The 17,906-nt window shown below is 71.7% G+C and carries 14 protein-coding genes; 5 read left to right on the plus strand and 9 right to left on the minus strand.

Translation table 11 applies throughout. The annotated features are described in order from the left end of the window. Positions 1-224: 224 nt before the first annotated feature. The 3 genes from IE305_RS31965 to thyX all read right to left on the minus strand — a co-directional run bounded on the left by IE305_RS31965 (position 225) and on the right by thyX (position 3,940). The gene (locus IE305_RS31965) at positions 225-1,910 is read right to left on the minus strand and encodes a ribonuclease J (protein WP_190133349.1); all 1,686 of its coding nucleotides are present in this window, start codon (positions 1,908-1,910) and stop codon (positions 225-227) included. Between the two features lie 162 nt (positions 1,911-2,072). Next, positions 2,073-2,972 (minus strand): 4-hydroxy-tetrahydrodipicolinate synthase, encoded by a 900-nt coding sequence (dapA, locus tag IE305_RS31970; protein WP_190133350.1) that lies wholly within the window; start codon positions 2,970-2,972, stop codon positions 2,073-2,075. Positions 2,973-3,172: 200 nt separating this feature from the next. Further along, the gene (thyX, locus tag IE305_RS31975; protein WP_190133351.1) at positions 3,173-3,940 is read right to left on the minus strand and encodes an FAD-dependent thymidylate synthase; all 768 of its coding nucleotides are present in this window, start codon (positions 3,938-3,940) and stop codon (positions 3,173-3,175) included. 264 nt (positions 3,941-4,204) lie between these two features. On the opposite strand from thyX, the gene IE305_RS31980 reads away from it, so the two are divergent. Together IE305_RS31980 and IE305_RS31985 are read left to right on the plus strand one after the other, a co-directional pair. After that, entirely contained in the window at positions 4,205-4,447 is a 243-nt protein-coding gene (locus IE305_RS31980) for a hypothetical protein (protein ID WP_190133352.1), read from the plus strand. Between the two features lie 76 nt (positions 4,448-4,523). Beyond that, positions 4,524-5,030, plus strand: a complete 507-nt coding sequence (locus IE305_RS31985; protein WP_190133353.1) for an SCO5741 family PH domain-containing membrane protein — start codon at positions 4,524-4,526, stop codon at positions 5,028-5,030. A 100-nt stretch (positions 5,031-5,130) separates the two neighbouring features. Here the strand turns inward: IE305_RS31985 and IE305_RS31990 are convergent, their stop codons facing one another. The 6 genes from IE305_RS31990 to eccD form a co-directional block, all read right to left on the minus strand. Then, the gene (locus IE305_RS31990; protein ID WP_190133354.1) at positions 5,131-5,583 is read right to left on the minus strand and encodes a tetratricopeptide repeat protein; all 453 of its coding nucleotides are present in this window, start codon (positions 5,581-5,583) and stop codon (positions 5,131-5,133) included. 2 nt (positions 5,584-5,585) lie between these two features. Further along, complete coding sequence (gene dapB, locus IE305_RS31995; protein WP_190133355.1) at positions 5,586-6,338, minus strand: 4-hydroxy-tetrahydrodipicolinate reductase; 753 nt, start codon at positions 6,336-6,338, stop codon at positions 5,586-5,588. Positions 6,339-6,392: 54 nt separating this feature from the next. Beyond that, positions 6,393-7,772: a M16 family metallopeptidase gene (locus IE305_RS32000; RefSeq protein WP_190133356.1), complete on the minus strand. Its 1,380-nt coding sequence runs from the start codon at positions 7,770-7,772 to the stop codon at positions 6,393-6,395. Next, positions 7,769-9,988, minus strand: a complete 2,220-nt coding sequence (locus IE305_RS32005) for a polyribonucleotide nucleotidyltransferase (protein ID WP_190133357.1) — start codon at positions 9,986-9,988, stop codon at positions 7,769-7,771. The genes IE305_RS32000 and IE305_RS32005 overlap by 4 nt, the downstream gene beginning before the upstream one ends. Positions 9,989-10,377: 389 nt before the next feature. Beyond that, on the minus strand, positions 10,378-10,665 hold the full coding sequence (rpsO, locus tag IE305_RS32010; RefSeq protein WP_190133358.1) for a 30S ribosomal protein S15: 288 nt from the start codon (positions 10,663-10,665) through the stop codon (positions 10,378-10,380). Positions 10,666-10,849: 184 nt separating this feature from the next. After that, complete coding sequence (gene eccD / locus IE305_RS32015) at positions 10,850-12,292, minus strand: type VII secretion integral membrane protein EccD (protein WP_190133359.1); 1,443 nt, start codon at positions 12,290-12,292, stop codon at positions 10,850-10,852. 188 nt (positions 12,293-12,480) lie between these two features. Here eccD and eccCa point away from each other — a divergent pair, with 188 nt between their 5' ends. The 3 genes from eccCa to IE305_RS32030 all read left to right on the plus strand — a co-directional run bounded on the left by eccCa (position 12,481) and on the right by IE305_RS32030 (position 17,899). Then, on the plus strand, positions 12,481-16,458 hold the full coding sequence (gene eccCa / locus IE305_RS32020; RefSeq protein ID WP_190133360.1) for a type VII secretion protein EccCa: 3,978 nt from the start codon (positions 12,481-12,483) through the stop codon (positions 16,456-16,458). Between the two features lie 109 nt (positions 16,459-16,567). Then, positions 16,568-17,287: a hypothetical protein gene (locus IE305_RS32025; RefSeq protein ID WP_190133361.1), complete on the plus strand. Its 720-nt coding sequence runs from the start codon at positions 16,568-16,570 to the stop codon at positions 17,285-17,287. Positions 17,288-17,452: 165 nt separating this feature from the next. Then, positions 17,453-17,899 (plus strand): hypothetical protein, encoded by a 447-nt coding sequence (locus IE305_RS32030; RefSeq protein WP_190133362.1) that lies wholly within the window; start codon positions 17,453-17,455, stop codon positions 17,897-17,899. Positions 17,900-17,906 lie beyond the last annotated feature (7 nt).

Genomic DNA, 17,906 nt, shown 5'->3' on the forward strand with positions numbered 1-17,906 from the left:
TCCTTTGTACTCACCCGAGTTTCTCGGGCTTTCCTCCGGGCGCTTCCCTTCGGTGTTTCCGACTCTATCAGATCTCTCCGGTCGGAATTTCCCTCCGCTTTCCGGTCCGTCCTGGCGCCGGAGCGCCGGGTCGTACCCGCTGCGGTGAGGTCGTAAACGTACTGGACGGCCGCGCCCGGATGCAAATCGGGCCGGGGCGGCCGTCCCTACGCCCTGATGTCGCGTCAGACCTCGACGACGACGGGCAGGATCATCGGGCGCCGGCGGTAGCTGTCGGACACCCACTTGCCGACCGAGCGGCGCATGAGCTGCTGGAGCTGGTGCGGTTCGGCGATGCCGTCGGAGGCGGCCTTGGCGATGGCGTCCTCGATCTTCGGGACCACCGCCGCGAAGTCCGCATCGTCGATGCCGGAGCCGCGGGCCTGGATCTGCGGGCCGCTGACCACCTTGCCGGTGGTGCTGTCGACCACGACGAAGATCGAGATGATGCCCTCGTCGCCGAGGATGCGGCGGTCTTTGAGCGAAGCCTCGGTGACATCGCCGACCGAGAGGCCGTCCACGTACACGTAGCCCGCCTGGACCTTGCCGACGATCTTGGCCTGGCCGTCGACCAGGTCGACCACGACGCCGTCCTCGGCGATGACGATGTGGTTCTTGGGGATGCCCGTGAGGGCGCCCAGCTCGGCGTTGGCCCGCAGGTGGCGCCACTCGCCGTGCACCGGCATCAGGTTCTTGGGCTTGCAGATGTTGTAGAAGTACAGCAGCTCGCCCGCCGAGGCGTGGCCCGAGACGTGCACCCGGGCGTTGCCCTTGTGCACGACGTTGGCGCCCCAGCGCATCAGGCCGTTGATGACGCGGTAGACCGCGGACTCGTTGCCCGGGATGAGCGACGAGGCCAGGATCACCGTGTCGCCCTGGACGATGCGGATCTGGTGGTCGCGGTTGGCCATGCGCGACAGGGCCGCCATGGGCTCGCCCTGGGAGCCGGTGCAGACGAGCACGACCTCGTTGTCCGGCAGGTCGTCGAGCGTCTTGACGTCGACGACGAGGCCCGGCGGGATGCGCAGGTAGCCCAGGTCGCGGGCGATGCCCATGTTGCGGACCATCGAGCGGCCGACGAAGGCCACGCGGCGGCCGTACTCGTGGGCCGCGTCGAGGATCTGCTGGATGCGGTGCACGTGGCTGGCGAAGCTCGCCACGATGATGCGCTTCTGGGCACCGGCGAAGACCTGGCGCAGCACGCCGGAGATGTCGCGCTCGGGCGGGACGAAGCCGGGGACCTCGGCGTTCGTGGAGTCCACGAGCAGGAGGTCGATGCCCTCCTCGCCGAGCTTGGCGAAGGCGGGCAGGTCGGTGAGCCGGCCGTCCAGCGGGAGCTGGTCCATCTTGAAGTCACCCGTGTGCACGGCCATGCCGGCGGGGGTGCGGATGGCGACGGCCAGGGCGTCGGGGATGGAGTGGTTGACCGCGATGAATTCGCAGTCGAAGGGACCGATCCGCTCGCGGTGGCCCTCGAACACCTCGAGGGTGTACGGGCGGATCCGGTGCTCCTGGAGCTTGGCCTCGATGAGCGCGAGGGTCAGCTTGGAGCCGATCAGCGGGATGTCCGGCTTCTCGCGGAGCAGGTAGGGGACGCCGCCGATGTGGTCCTCGTGACCGTGCGTGAGCACGATGCCCTCGATGTCGTCGAGGCGGTCACGGATGCTCGAGAAATCGGGCAGGATCAGATCGACTCCGGGCTGCTCCTCCTCGGGGAAGAGCACTCCGCAGTCGACGATCAGCAGGCGGCCGCCGTACTCGAAGACCGTCATGTTGCGGCCGATCTCGCCGAGGCCGCCGAGCGGGGTGACACGGAGGCCGCCCTCGGGGAGCTTCGGCGGCGGGCCGAGTTCAGGGTGCGGGTGACTCAAAAGACTCTCCTCACCACGCGCGCCACATGCCCCTCTCGGACATATGGCGCGCGTGACCTTGTGCACTTGCTGTTGCTGTCGTTGTTCTCTTGTGAAGTCTTCTGTTGCGCAGTGTTCAGTTGTGAAGTCTGTGCGGCGGGTCCTGTCGGAGCCGTGGCCGTACTACAGCTGTACCCCGCCGGCGACGAGATCGCGCTTGAGCTGCTCGGTCCCGTCCTCGTCGAGCTCGACCAGGGGCAGGCGCAGGGGCCCGGCCGGCAGGCCCTGGAGGGCGAGGGCCGCCTTGGTGGTGATCACGCCCTGGGTGCGGAACATACCGGTGTAGACGGGCAGCAGTCGCTGGTGGATCTCCGCGGCCCGGGCGACCTCGCCGGCCCGGTACGCCTCGGCGAGCGCGCGCAGCTCGGGGGCGACGACGTGGCCGACGACGGAGACGAAGCCCGCGGCGCCCACGGAGAGCAGCGGCAGGTTGAGCATGTCGTCGCCGGAGTACCAGGCGAGGCCGGTGCGGGCGATGGCCCAGCTCGCGGCGGCCAGGTCGCCCTTGGCGTCCTTGTTGGCGACGATCCGGGGGTGCTCGGCGAGCCGGACCATGGTCTCGGTCTCGATCGGCACACCGCTGCGGCCGGGGATGTCGTAGAGCATGACCGGCAGGCCGGTGGCGTCGGCCACGGCGGTGAAGTGGCGGCGCAGCCCCTCCTGCGGGGGCTTGTTGTAGTAGGGCGTCACGACCAGCAGGCCCGTGGCGCCGGCCTGCTCCGCGGCCCGGGCGAGCTCCACGCTGTGGGCGGTGTCGTTGGTGCCGCAGCCGGCGACGACGTGGGCGCGGTCCCCGACCGCCTCGACCACCGCGCGTACCAGCTGGGCCTTCTCCGCATCGCTGGTGGTCGGCGACTCACCGGTGGTGCCGTTGACGACGAGGCCGTCGTTGCCCGCGTCCACCAGGTGGGCGGCGAGGCGCTGGGCGCCGTCGAGGTCGAGGGCGCCGTCGGCGGTGAAGGGCGTGACCATGGCGGTCAGGACCCGCCCGAAGGGCGTCTGCGGTGTGGAGGTCGGAGCCATGGGGGACACGCTACTCGTCGCTCACGGTGAGGTGCTCCCTCGGGGGAGCGCCCAAAGGGATCCCGGCACTGCCTGCTCGGGGGTTCAAGCAGTGCCGGGTCCGTTTTTTCAGGCTAGATGAAGGTAACGAAAGACCGCAATACGGACACCTGTCATGGATGGGCCGGCCGGGGGCCTCCCCGGACCGGACCGTCCGGTCGTCACGGAGCGACGCGGCCGTTCTTGTTGAACGCCTCGTAGGTGAGCGGCATGAGCTTCGCCCACTCCGCCTCCATCTTCTCGGCGACCATCTCGATCTCCCGCTGCGGGAAGGACGGCACCTTGGCCAGCTCGTGCTGGGTGCGCAGGCCGAGGAAGTGCATCAGCGAGCGGGCGTTGCAGGTGGCGTACATGGAGGAGAACAGACCCACCGGGAGCACCGCGCGCGCCACCTCGCGGGCCACGCCCGCGGCCAGCATCTCCTGGTACGCCTCGTACGCCTGGCGGTAGCTGTCCTCCATGGCGCGGGTCGTCAGCGCGTGCTGCTCGGCGGTGCCCTCGACGAAGACGTACTTGCCCGGGCGGCCTTCCTGGACCAGCTTGCGGGTCTCCCCCGGCACGTAGAACACCGGCTGGAGCTCGCGGTAGCGGCCGGACTCCTCGTTGTACGACCAGCCCACGCGGTGGCGCATGAACTCGCGGAAGACGAAGATCGGTGCGCTGATGAAGAAGGTCATCGAGTTGTGCTCGAACGGGCTGCCGTGCCGGTCGCGCATCAGGTAGTTGATCAGCCCCTTGGACCGCTCCGGGTCCTTGGTGATCTCCTCCAGCGACTGCTCGCCGGCCGTGGAGACGCGCGCCGCCCACAGCACGTCGGTGTCGGCCGCGCTGTGCTTGACGAGCTCGACGGTCACGTCGCTGCGGAACGCCGGCTTGAGGTCCCGGGCATCCTGGGCGTCCTGGGCGGGCTCGGTGGGGGTGTCGGTCACCGGCGGGGGTCCTTCCGTGTGCGGTGCTTGGGGCTGTCGCCAAGCCTATGTGCCCGCACTGACATCGCCGCCGGGGCCCGCCGCCCGGCGCCCCCGCCCAAGCCCGGCGCGGCCGGACCGGCCGCCTCCGGCCCACCCGTCGTTATCGGTTGATATTTTTCACAGAAGTTACATGAAAACGGGCACCCGCAGGCCCGTTCGTACGTCTCCCTGTGTGACAGCCCACGTAAGAGGTCCACTACGAGGTTCCGAGGAGAGCCCTTCATGTTTGGCCGGCGAGAGCCCGTGCCGTTCGCCTTCGTCGCCGAGGCAGAGCGCTACCGCAGCAACGTCACGCCGCCGCCCCGAGAACGCGCCAGCCTGTCCCAGATAGCGGGGCGGGTCCTGGTGGGGCTGACGGTGGCGGCGGGCCTGGTCGGGGCGCTGCTGTTCGGTATGCCCGCCCTGGAGTCCGGTCCGCAGGACGTCCACCACACGCAGCACTCGGAGGCCAACGCGGGCCGCTGATCCACTGCGCAGCAGCGAGGGGTAGCCTCACGCGGCACAACCGTTCGAGTACGTGTACGTGAGGAAGACGAGCTTCGTGCCCCTGCCCCTGAAGACCGCCGCGTCCCTGCCCGACGAGGCGCTGGTCCCGTACGACAGCCGTGATCGATGGCGGCGTCCGTACCGGCCCGGCCCCGTACGGGTGGGTGGCGCGGCGTTGCTGCTCCTGCCCGGCGGTGCCGGGCTGTGCGCCGCGGTGATCGCCGCGCTCGCCGCTCTCTGGGTCGTGGCGGCGGTGTGCGCCGTGCTCGCGGCGGTACTGATCGCCGTCGCCGTGCGCTGGGTGCGGGCCGGCATCCGGGTCGGGCCGCGGGGACTGCGCCAGACGGGCGTGCTGCGCGGCCGTACGGTGCCCTGGGAGCGGGTCGCCGGGGTCGCCGTCGTGCCGGTGCCGCGGGGCCGGGGCATCGAGGTGCGGCTGGCCGGTGGCGGCGCGCTGCCGGTGCTGGTCACCGACCACGGTCCGGATTTCGCCCGGCGGCCCATGGCGTTCGCCGCCGCGGTGGCCGGGCTGGAGCGGTGGGTCGCGGAGTTCCGCGGCTGAGCGCGGCCGTGCGCGCCGGGACCGCCCGGGAACGACGACGGGCCGGGACACCGTACGCGGTGTCCCGGCCCCGTGCTCGTTCCGCTCGTTCCGTTCCCGGTCAGGCGCGGACGGGCTTGCCGTCGTGCAGCGCGATCGCCCGCTGCATGGCCTTGCGGGCCCGCGGGGTGTCGCGGGCGTCGTGGTAGGCCACCGCGAGGCGGAACCAGGAGCGCCAGTCCTCGGGCGCCCGCTCCGTCTCGGCCCGGCGGCGCTCGAACACCGCGTCCGCCGAGTCGCGGTCGATGCGGCCACCGGGCGTACGCACCAGCTCGTCGACCGGCAGGCCGCCCTCGGCGTCCAGCTCGCGGGCCAGCCGGTCGGCGTCCCGGGCGAACTTCGTCGTGCGGTACAGGAACCAGGCGCCGATGAACGGCAGGACCAGCACGGCCGCGCCGAAGGCGACCGTGACCGGGGTGCCCTGCCGGATGAGCATCACACCGCGGCTGCCGACCAGGACGAAGTAGACGACCAGGACGGCGGCCAGGGAGAAGTAGACGACCTTCGCGCGCATGCTCAGCCCAGGTCCAGGAAGTGTTCCAGGCCGAACGTCAGCCCCGGCGTCTCCACCACGCGGCGCGCGCCGAGCAGGATGCCCGGCATGAAGCAGCTGTGGTGCAGCGAGTCGTGCCGGATGGTGAGGGTCTCGCCGGTGTCGCCGAACAGCACCTCCTGGTGGGCCAGCAGGCCGCGCAGCCGTACGGCGTGCACGGGCACCCCGTCGACGTCGGCGCCGCGGGCGCCCTCCAGGGCCGTGGTGGTGGCGTCCGGCTGCGGGGCGCAGCCGGCCTCGCGGCGCGCGGCGGCGATGAGCTGCGCGGTGCGGGTGGCGGTGCCGGAGGGCGCGTCGGCCTTGTTGGGGTGGTGCAGCTCCACGACCTCGACGGACTCGAAGAACCGGGCCGCCTGCCGGGCGAAGGTCATGGTGAGGACCGCGCCGATGGAGAAGTTCGGGGCGATGAGCACGCCGGTGCCGGGCGAGGCCGCCAGCCAGGAGTTCAGCTGCTGGAGGCGGTCCTCGGTCCAGCCGGTGGTGCCGACGACGCCGTGGATGCCGTTGCGGACGCAGAAGTCGAGGTTGTCCATCACCGAGTCCGGGTGGGTCAGCTCGACCGCCACCTGGGCACCGGCCTCGGTGAGGGTCTCCAGGCTGTCGCCCCGGCCCAGCGCGGCCACCAGTTCCATGTCCTCGGCGGCCTCGACGGCCCGTACGGCCTCGGAGCCGATGCGGCCCTTGGCGCCGATGACGGCGACCCGCAGCTTGCTCATTCGTCCCTGCTTTCCCCTGCGTCTACTGCTGATCTACTGCGTCTTCCGGACCGGTCAGGACACGGCTGCGTGCAGCCCTGCCGCCTGCTTGTCCTTCAGCGGGCCGATGACCGACAGCGAAGGACGCCGTCCCAGTACATCGCGTGCCACTTCGCGGACGTCGTCCGGGGTGACGGCCGCGATGCGCGCCAGCATGTCGTCGACCGACATCTGGTCGCCCCAGCACAGCTCGCTCTTGCCGATGCGGTTCATCAGCGCGCCGGTGTCCTCCAGGCCCAGCACCGTGGAGCCGGAGAGCTGGCCGACGGCGCGGCTGATCTCCTCGTCGGAGAGGCCCTCGGCGGCGACCTTGTCCAGCTCGTCCCGGCAGATCCGCAGCACGTCGTGGACCTGGCTGGGGCGGCAGCCGGCGTAGACGCCGAACAGGCCGCAGTCGGCGAAGCCGGAGGTGTACGAGTACACCGAGTACGCCAGGCCGCGCTTCTCGCGGACCTCCTGGAAGAGCCGGGAGCTCATGCCGCCGCCCAGGGCGGTGTTGAGGACGCCCAGCGCCCAGCGGCGCTCGTCGGTGCGCTTGAGGCCGGGCACGCCGAGGACGACGTGCGCCTGCTCGGTTTTGCGGCCGACCAGCTCGACCCGGCCGGCGGCGCGGATCAGCTTGTCGCCGGTGCGCGGGCCGACGGGCTCGGCGTCCGTGCGGTGCAGGGCGCCGGCCTTCTCGAAGGCGGCCCGCACCTGGCGGACGACCTTGGCGTGGTCGACGTTGCCGGCGGCGGCCACGACCAGGTGGGTCGGGTCGTAGTGCTTCTTGTAGAAGCGGGCGATCTGGTCGCGGGTCAGCGCGTTGATCGTGTCGACGGTGCCCAGGACGGGGCGGCCGAGGGGGGTGTCGCCCAGCATGGTGTGGGCGAAGAGGTCGTGCACGCAGTCGCCGGGGTCGTCCTCGGTCATGGCGATCTCTTCGAGGATCACCCCGCGCTCGGCGTCGACGTCGGCGGCGTCGATCAGGGAGCCGGTGAGCATGTCGCAGACCACGTCGATGGCCAGCGGCAGGTCCGTGTCGAGCACCCGCGCGTAGTAGCAGGTGTACTCCTTGGCCGTGAACGCGTTCATCTCGCCGCCGACCGCGTCGAGGGCGGCGGAGATGTCGAGCGCGCTGCGCCGGCGGGTGCCCTTGAAGAGCAGGTGCTCCAGGTAGTGGGTGGCGCCGTTGAGCGTGGGGGTCTCGTCGCGGGAGCCGACGTGGGCCCAGATGCCGAAGGTGGCGGAGCGGACGGACGGCAGCGTCTCGGTGACCACGCGCAGCCCGCCGGGCAGGGTGGTGCGGCGGACGGTGCCGATGCCGTTGCGGCCGCGCAGAAGCGTTTGGGTACGGGCGACGGCCCGCCCCTCCGAGGAGGGGCGGGCCGTCTTCCGCGAGCTGCGGGACGTCACTTGGCGGACTCGTCCTCGGTCTCGGAGGAGGCGTCCTCGCCCTCGATCACGGGGACGAGGGAGAGCTTGCCGCGCTGGTCGATCTCGGCGATCTCGACCTGGACCTTGGCGCCGACGCCGAGCACGTCCTCGACGTTCTCCACGCGCTTGCCACCGGCGAGCTTGCGGATCTGCGAGATGTGCAGCAGGCCGTCCTTGCCCGGGAGCAGGGAGACGAACGCACCGAAGGTGGTGGTCTTGACGACCGTGCCCAGGTAGCGCTCGCCGACCTCCGGCATGGTCGGGTTGGCGATGCCGTTGATCGTGGCGCGGGCGGCCTCGGCGGAGGGGCCGTCGGCGGCACCGATGTAGATGGTGCCGTCGTCCTCGATCGTGATCTCGGCGCCGGTGTCCTCCTGGATCTGGTTGATCATCTTGCCCTTGGGGCCGATGACCTCACCGATCTTGTCCACCGGGATCTTGATGGTGATGATCCGCGGGGCGTGCGGGGACATCTCGTCCGGGCGGTCGATGGCCTCCATCATCACGTCGAGGATGTGCAGGCGGGCGTCGCGGGCCTGCTTGAGGGCCGCGGCCAGGACGGAGGCCGGGATGCCGTCCAGCTTGGTGTCCAGCTGGAGGGCGGTGACGAACTCCTTGGTGCCGGCGACCTTGAAGTCCATGTCGCCGAAGGCGTCCTCCGCACCGAGGATGTCGGTGAGGGTGACGTAGTGCGTCTCGCCGTCGATCTCCTCGGAGATCAGGCCCATGGCGATGCCGGCGACCGGGGCCTTCAGGGGCACACCGGCGTTCAGCAGCGACATGGTGGAGGCGCAGACCGAGCCCATCGACGTGGAGCCGTTGGAGCCGAGCGCCTCGGAGACCTGGCGGATCGCGTAGGGGAACTCCTCGCGCGTCGGCAGCACCGGCACGATGGCGCGCTCGGCGAGGGCGCCGTGGCCGATCTCGCGGCGCTTCGGGGAGCCGACGCGACCGGTCTCACCGGTGGAGTACGGCGGGAAGTTGTAGTTGTGCATGTAGCGCTTGCGCGTGACCGGCGACAGCGTGTCCAGCTGCTGCTCCATGCGGAGCATGTTCAGCGTGGTGACGCCCAGGATCTGGGTCTCGCCGCGCTCGAACAGCGCCGAGCCGTGCACCCGCGGGATGGCCTCGACCTCGGCGGCCAGGGTGCGGATGTCGGTGACGCCACGGCCGTCGATGCGCTTGCGCTCGCGGATGACGCGCTCGCGGACCAGGGTCTTGGTCAGGGAGCGGTAGGCGGCGGAGATCTCCTTCTCGCGGCCCTCGAACTCGGGGAGCAGCTTCTCCGCGGCGAGCTCCTTGACGCGGTCCAGCTCGGCCTCGCGCTCCTGCTTGCCGGCGATGGTGAGCGCCTGGGCGAGCTCCCCGCGGACGGCCTTGGACAGGGCGGCCAGGACGTCGTCCTCGTAGTCGAGGAAGATCGGGAACTCGGCGACCGGCTTGGCGGCCTTGGCGGCGAGCTCGGCCTGGGCGCGGCAGAGGACCTTGATGAACGGCTTGGCGGCCTCGAGGCCGGCGGCCACGACCTCCTCGGTGGGGGCCTCGGCGCCGTCCTTGACCAGCTGGATGGTCTTCTCGGTGGCCTCGGCCTCGACCATCATGATCGCGACGTCGCCGTCCTCCAGGACACGGCCGGCCACGACCATGTCGAAGGCGGCGTCCTCGAGCTCCGAGTGGGTCGGGAACGCGACCCACTGGCCCTTGATCAGGGCGACGCGGACGCCGCCGATGGGGCCGGAGAAGGGCAGGCCGGCGAGCTGCGTGGAGCAGGAGGCGGCGTTGATCGCGATCACGTCGTAGACGTGGTCGGGGTTGAGCGCCATGATCGTCGCGACGACCTGGATCTCGTTGCGCAGGCCCTTCTTGAAGGACGGGCGCAGCGGGCGGTCGATGAGGCGGCAGGCGAGGATCGCGTCCTCGGAGGGCCGGCCCTCGCGGCGGAAGAACGAGCCGGGGATCTTGCCGGCCGCGTACATGCGCTCCTCGACGTCCACCGTCAGGGGGAAGAAGTCGAGCTGGTCCTTGGGCTTCTTCGACGCGGTCGTGGCCGACAGCACCATGGTGTCGTCGTCCAGGTAGGCCACGGCGGAGCCGGCGGCCTGCCGGGCGAGCCGGCCGGTCTCGAAGCGGATGGTGCGGGTGCCGAAGGCGCCGTTGTCGATGACGGCCTCGGCGTAGTGGGTCTCGTTCTCCACCAGGGTTATCTCCTCTTGTGCGTCCCCGCCCGTGTGGCGGGGACCTTCGTGCGTCGCCGCCCGTGTGGCGGTGACGGTGGTGGAGGGCGCTGGGTGGCTCCGTGCGGGCCGGTCTTCGATCGAAGCACCCGGAATCCGTCGTGCGGCGTTCCGGGGGCCACTACCGAGGACCGGCGGAGAGTCCGGCGCCCCTCCTCATCAGGTGTGTCGTGCGGTATGCCGTTGTGGGACCAGACTACAAAGCTTCGGGCCGCCCGCGCCTGCCACGGGCCGGGGAAGACCCCGGAAGGGGGCGGAACGGCGGGTCCGGTGCACCGGCGTGCACGACCGGCATACATACACGAAGGGAGCGGCCCCCAGGGTGTGGGAACCGCTCCCTTCACGGCGTCTTACTTGGCGCCGGCGGCGCCGCGGCGGATGCCGAGGCGGTCGACCAGGGCGCGGAAGCGCTGGATGTCCTTCTTGGCCAGGTACTGCAGCAGACGGCGACGCTGACCGACCAGGATCAGCAGACCACGACGGGAGTGGTGGTCGTGCTTGTGGGTCTTGAGGTGCTCGGTCAGGTCCGAGATGCGGCGGGTGAGCAGCGCGACCTGGACCTCGGGGGAACCGGTGTCGCCCTCCTTGGTGGCGAACTCGGCCATGATCTGCTTCTTCGTAGCGGCGTCGAGCGACACGCGGTACTCCTTCTGAGTCTCGTTTCGGCCACCGAGTGCCCCTGGTCCACTTCTCAGGGGAGCTTCCGTTACTCGGGAGGCGGGGTCCGCTGGGCGCTGCCCCAGACGCCTGGACGGCGATCCGGTGGCGCGTACACAAACGGCCACCGGACACACTACCAGGAGCGGGCGGGACGGCTGCCCGTCAGCCGCTCGTCAGGCCGCGGGCTGTCGCGTACACGTCCAGCACGGCGAGGCAGAGCGGGAGCAGCGACAGCAGGACGGCGCTCTCGGCGATGTCCGAGAACCTCCCCCAGAAGGGTGACAGCCCCTTCTCCGGGACGATCAGCGCCACCCCGGTGAGCAGCGCCGCGACGGCGGCGACGGCCGCGGCCAGCCACACCGTGCGGATGCCGCCGGCCGCGCCGAGGCCGACCGCGGCGGGCGGGTCCAGCGCCAGGCCGGTGGCGAGCAGCGCCAGCCCCGCGAGGCCGGCGCCCAGGACGGCGGCCACCTGCGCGGTGTAGCGGAAGAGGCGGGCGCGCAGCAGCATCGCCAGGCCGGTGGCGAGCGCCAGGGCCTGGGCCCAGGGGCCGGCGGAGAAGGCGAGGACGGCCGTGGCGCCGGTGACGACGGCCGCGCAGCCACCCACCAGGCCCAGCAGCAGTTCGTGGCCGCGGCGCGCCTGGGCTGCGACGGCCTCGGCGTCCACCGGCGTGGCGTCCGCGCCGGCGGGGGCGTCCAGGTCGTCGCCGGCGCTGCGCGGGGCGGCGTACCCGACGGGCAGCCGGGCGACGCGGGCGGACAGGCCCGGCAGGAAGGCCAGGGCGCCCACGGCGACGACGGCGCAGACGGCGGCGCCGTCGGCCGGCTTCGCGCCGGCGAGGACCACGCCGAAGGTGGCCAGGATGCCGGTGGCGGAGGCGATCACCGTGGCGACGAAGGGCGCGTCACCGGCCGGGGTGAGGGCGACGAGGACGGCGGCGGCCAGCAGCACGGCCGCGCAGCCCATCAGGAACTGGAGCCGGCCCGCGCCCTGCCCCGCGTCCGGCGCGAGCACCCCCGCGCCCGCGATCAGCAGGTGGGGCACGGCGGCCAGGCCCAGGGCGACGGCGGACGTCCGGTCCTCGTAGACCCGGGCCCGTACGCCCGCGAAGGCGGTCAGCAGCACCGCGACGGTGCCGGCCACGACGCCCGGCACGCCGTGCATGTCGTGCCGCACCGGGTCGGCGTTCCACAGCAGCAGCGCCATGAGGACGATCAGCAGCGCGCCGGCGCCCAGGCCGAAGCCGCGCAGCAGCCCGGTGTGCCACAGGGCGCGGTCGCGGGTGACGGCCGTGGCGACGGCGTCGGAGACGTCGTCGTGCACGGCGGGCGGCAGCGACTCGGCGAAGGGCCGCAGCGCGAGGATCTCCCCGTCGAGGACGCCCTGCGCGGCGAGGCTCTGCGCGGCGTCCAGGACGGTGCCGTCGCGGCGTACGAGGTGGTAGCCGGTGGGGGTGCCGGGCTCCTGGGTCGCGCCGGTCAGCCGCAGGACCTCGGGGTGGACATCGGCGACGGGCAGGTCGTCGGGGAGGGCGACGTCGATCCGGCGGTCCGGCGCGACGACGGTCACCCTGCAGAATCCGGTCGTGGCGGGCGTGCTCACCCGGTGTGCCCCCTGATGTGTCGGGTGTCGATGCGTGTGGCCGGCCGGCGCGGCGGCGCACGGCACGCCACCCTACCGGGGCCGCACATCAGTACGCCGATAGGATCACCGTCTCGCGAGGGGAGGCCGGGGCCACGGGGGCTCCGGGAGCGAAGTGGCCCTTCGCTTCCGAGGGGTTGAGCCGTTCCGTGAGCCAGGTCGTCGTCAAGCGCCCGCCGCGGGTGTTCCCGCCCGAGGTGCCCGGCGAGGAACTGCGCCTGGAGGCACCGCCCGAGCTGCCGCGGGGCCGTCAGGACAGCATCCTCATGCAGTTGTTGCCCACCCTGGGCATGGCGTCGTCGATGGTCTACTTCTTCATGCCGGGCGCCGCGCCCATGATGAAGATCATGGGCGTCCTGATGATGCTCTCCACGCTGGGCATGACCGTCGCCATGGTCGTCCGCTTCCGGCAGGGCACCCAGGGCCAGATGGCCGACATGCGCCGCGACTACCTGCGCTACCTCGCGCAGACCCGGCGCACCGTGCGGCGCACGGCGCGCGCGCAGCGCGACGCGCAGTTCTACCTGCACCCCGACCCGGGGCAGCTGTGGGCGGTGGTCGCCCAGGGCACGCGCGTGTGGGAGCGGCGGGCCGCCGACGACGACTTCGCGCAGGTGCGCATCGGCCTGGGCGCGCAGCAGCTGGCGACGCCGCTGGTGGCGCCGGAGACCGCGCCGGTGGACGAGCTGGAGCCGCTGACGGCGGGCGCGATGCAGCGCTTCCTGGCCGTCCACGGTTCGCTGGACGGCCTGCCGGTGGCGGTGTCGCTGCGCGCCTTCTACCACGTGACGCTCTCCGGCGACGCGGACGGCGTGCACGGCGTGGCCCGGTCGCTCGTGGCCCAGCTGGCCGCGCTGCACTCGCCGGAGGACCTCGTCGTCGCGGTCGTCGCCGGGCGGGGCGCGGCCGCGGAGTGGGAGTGGGCCAAGTGGCTGCCGCACGTCCAGCTGCCCGGGACGTTCGACGGCGCGGGCACCCGCCGCCTCATCGGTGACGACCTGGGCGAGCTGGAGGAGCTGCTGGCGCCGCGCCTGGAGGGGCGGCCGCGGTTCAGCCGCGACGCCCGCCCGCCGGCCGACCAGCCGCACGTGGTGGTCGTCCTGGAGGGCGCGGCCGTCCCGCCCGACTCCGTCCTCGCCGCGCCCGAGGGCCTCCAGGGCGTGACGGTCGTCGAGGTCGTGCCCGGCGAACTGGACGAGCTGCGCGGCGGCCTCGCCGTCACCGTGCAGCCGGGGCGGCTGCGCCTCCAGTCGCAGGTCGCCGCGTACGAGGGCGTCCCCGACCACCTGTCGCGCGAGGCCGCCGAGGCGCTCGCCCGGCAGCTGGCGCCCCTGCGCACGGGCGGCACCGACGAGGACGAGCCGCTGCTCGCCAACCTCGACTTCACCGACCTGCTGGGCCTCGGCGACGCCGCGTCGGTGGACGCCGCCCGCACCTGGCGGCCGCGGACGCCCGCCGAACGCCTGCGGGTACCCATCGGCGTGGGCGAGGACGGCCTGCCCGTCATGCTCGACCTCAAGGAGGCGGCACAGGACGGCATGGGCCCGCACGGCCTGTGCGTGGGCGCCACCGGCTCCGGCAAGTCCGAGCTGCTGCGCACCCTGGTGCTGGGCCTGGCGGTCACGCACTCGTCCGAGACCCTCAACTTCGTGCTCGCCGACTTCAAGGGCGGCGCGACCTTCTCCGGCATGTCGGCGATGCCGCACGTGGCGGCCGTCATCACCAACCTCGCCGACGACCTCACGCTCGTCGACCGCATGCGCGACTCCATCACCGGTGAGCTCCAGCGCCGCCAGGAGCTGCTGAAGTCGGCGGGCAACTACGCCAACGTGCACGACTACGAGAAGGCGCGGGCCGCCGGCGCGCCGCTGGAGCCGCTGCCGTCGCTGGTGCTGGTCATCGACGAGTTCAGCGAGCTGCTGACCGCCAAGCCCGACTTCATCGACATGTTCATCCAGATCGGCCGCATCGGCCGGTCGCTGGGCGTGCACCTGCTGCTGGCCTCGCAGCGCCTGGAGGAGGGCCGGCTGCGCGGCCTGGAGACGTACCTGTCGTACCGCATCGGCCTGCGGACGTTCTCGGCGGCCGAGTCGCGCACGGCGCTGGGCGTGCCCGACGCCTACCACCTGCCGACGGTGCCCGGCTCCGGCTACCTGAAGTTCGGCACGGACGAGATGACGCGGTTCAAGGCCGCGTACGTGTCCGGCCCCTACCGGGCGGCGGGCGCGCGCATGGCGGACGGCGAGGGCGTGCCGCTGCCGGTGGAGCGCCGGCCGGTGCTGTTCACGGCGGCGCCGGTGCCGGTGACGTACGCGGCACCGGACGAGGAGGCCCTGGCGGCGCTGCGGGACGCCGGTTCCGGTTCCGGTGAGGACGAGGCGGTGGCCGACACGGTCCTCGACGTCATCGTGCGGCGCCTGGACGGTCAGGGCCCGCCGGCGCACCAGGTGTGGCTGCCGCCGCTGGACACCTCTCCCCCGCTCGACGAACTGCTGCCGCCGCTCGACACGGTGCCGGGCCGGGGCCTGACGGCGCCCGGTCACGGCCGGCTCGGCCAGCTGGTGGTGCCGCTGGGCGTCGTCGACAAGCCCTTCGAGCAGCGGCGCGACGTGCTGTACCGCGACTTCTCCGGCGCGGCCGGCCACATGCTGGTGGTCGGCGGCCCGCAGTCCGGCAAGTCGACGCTCATGCGGATGCTCATCACGTCGTTCGCGCTCACCCACACCCCGGCCGAGGTGCAGTTCTACGGCCTCGACTTCGGTGGCGGCGGTATGAGCGCGGTCGCCGGGCTGCCGCACGTGGGCGGCGTCGCCTCCCGCCTCGACCCCGAACGGGTGCGCCGCACCGTGGCGGAGGTGGCGGGCATCCTCGCCCGGCGCGAGGAGTACTTCCGCGCCCAGGGCATCGACTCCATCGGCACCTACCGGCGGCAGCGCGCCGCCGGCCACCACGCCGACCAGGCGTGGGGCGACGTGTTCCTGATCATCGACGGCTGGGCGGCGTTCCGGCAGGAGTACGACATGCTGGAGGGCTTGGTCGCCGACATCGCGGCCCGCGGCCTCGGCTACGGCGTGCACGTCGTCCTCACCGCCTCCCGCAACATGGAGGTGCGCGCGGCGCTCAAGGACCAGATCCTCAACCGCCTGGAGCTGCGCCTCGGCGACGCCCTGGACTCCGAGTTCGACCGCAAGGTCGCCGCGAACGTCCCCGCCGGCGTGCCCGGCCGCGGCCAGCTGCCGGAGAAGCTGCACTTCATGGCCGGCCAGCCGCGCATCGACGGCGACAACGACCCGGCGGCGATGACGGACGCGACCACGGAGCTCGTCGAGCGCGTCGCCGCCGCCTGGACGGGCCCGGCCGCCCCGCCCGTACGGCTGCTGCCGCGCCTGCTGCCCGCCGAGGAGCTGCCCAAGGGCGGCGAGCACCCGGGGCTGGGCGTCGCGTTCGGCATCGACGAGACGAACCTGGAGCCGGTGTACGTCGACTTCGAGACGGACCCGTTCTTCCTGGTCTTCGGCGAGAGCGAGGCGGGCAAGACGGCGGCGCTGCGGATGCTGGTCAAGCAGATCACCGAGCGGTACGGCCCGGACGAGGCGAAGATCGTGGTCGGCGACTACCGGCGCGCGCTGCTGGACGTCGTCCCCGAGTCGCACCTGCTCGAGTACGCGCCGCTCGCCTCGGCCCTCACCGTGCACGCCACGGCCCTCAAGGGCCTCATGGAACGCCGCGCGCCGCAGCCCGACATCACCCCGCAGCAGCTGCGCGACCGCAGCTGGTGGAGCGGCCCGCAGTTCTTCGTGATCGTCGACGACTACGAGCTGGTCGCCACGAGCAGCGGCAACCCGCTGGCGGTCCTGACGGAGAACCTGCCGTTCGCGCGCGACGTGGGCATCCGCTTCATCATCGCCCGCTCGTCGGCGGGCGCGTCGCGCTCGATGTACGAGGCGTTCATGCAGCGCCTGAAGGAACTGGGCGCCCAGGGCCTCATCCTGGCCGGCGACCCCGCCGAGGGCGACCTCCTCGGCGGCGTCCGCCCCCGCCCGATGCCCCCGGGCCGCGGCTTCTTCGTGTCGCGCAAGCGCGGCACGCCGCTGGTGCAGGTGGGCTGGGTGCCGCCGGAGGCGTGAGGGCATTGCGCGCGGCGTAGAGATCGCGCCAAGAGATCGACAAGGGGGTGCACGGACGTGCACCCCCTTGTTAGCTTCCCTCGAACGTATGTATCCGGGGGGATGAACCATGTCGTTCGACGACGAGTGGGCGAAACTGCGCTCGGACGCGGGGTTACGGCCACCTCTTCTGCACACAACAGGGAGAATTTGCCGCAACACGCTCCGGCCGCTCCTACCGGTTGCGTTGGGCGTGATCCCGACGCTCACGGCATGCAGTGGCCAAGTGTGCTCCAAGGCATCAGCGTCGGACAGTCCGTCGGTCGAAGAGACGAACCGCTTGATGCGCACGACGTCCTTCCGTTCCCAAGGCGACACCACGGCGCTCGCTGAAGAAAAGGCGGAGATGCGGTGGAACCCGGAGGAAGGCCTTGAAGCCGTGGTGACTTCGGGCACGACGGGGAACCGAGCGAGCTTCTTCTGCAAGAAGGGCACGACGTACGTCAGCGCGAGCCTGCTGGCAGAGACCCAGCGCTTGACCGTGCCACCTTCCCTTTCGGACGTCTATGTGACCATCCGGACGGGGCAGGGCTGTGACAGCTACTTCGCCATCTCGAAGGCTGCGGAACCGGCGTCGGGCGAAGATGGCACGGTCGGGGGGAAGAGAACTCGTGCCGTCGTCGTCGACACCGGCGTGAATCAGGCCACCTATCAGATCGCCGCCGAAGGCAAGCCCTACCTTCTGCACTCACCTCCATGCGCAACGGCAGGACCAGCCGCACGACCTACGACTCCTTCGGCAGCAACTTCCACATTCGTGTGCCGCCGGCGGAGAAGACGATGCCGATGAGCGAATTCCGCAGGCGCGCCGAAGAGAGCCACTGAGTTCAGGGATCGGCGCGGAACGCCGGAGCGACGAGGGTGAGGTCGAGCCGTAAGGATTCCGTCAAAAGATCGACAAGGGATTGCACCCCCTTGTAGCTTCGAACGCACGTATGCATTTGGGGGGTGGAACGTGTCGTTTGAGGACGAGTGGACGAACCTGCGCTCGAACGCGGCCATGCGGCTAGCGGGGGCAAGTTCCGGGCCGAGCGGCGGCCACGGTGGTGTCTCCTCATCGGAGGCGAAGAAGAAGGCCGCTGTACGCGCCCTGGAGGAGCACGTCCTGCCGGACACCCAGGCGGCGGGCAAGGTGATGGACGAGACGACCGAGGCCGCGGTGAAGGGCTTCAAGGACTGGGCCACGGGCGCGGGCCTCACCACGGCCCTCAAGGGCTGGCGCACGTCGGTCGGCGGCCTGCAGAAGGTCCTGGCGGGAGAGAAGACGGCGCTGAGCGGCACGAACCAGCTGCTGCACGGCGGGGATCGGTGGACTGGCGGTCAGTTCGACGGCCTGACCCAGCCGCCGGCGGGCGGACAGCCGCAGCCCCCGTTCCTGTCGAAACTCCAGAACTACCACTAGGGACGGG

Source organism: Streptomyces mashuensis (genome assembly GCF_014654785.1).
GTDB classification, from domain to species: Bacteria; Actinomycetota; Actinomycetes; order Streptomycetales; family Streptomycetaceae; genus Streptomyces; species Streptomyces mashuensis.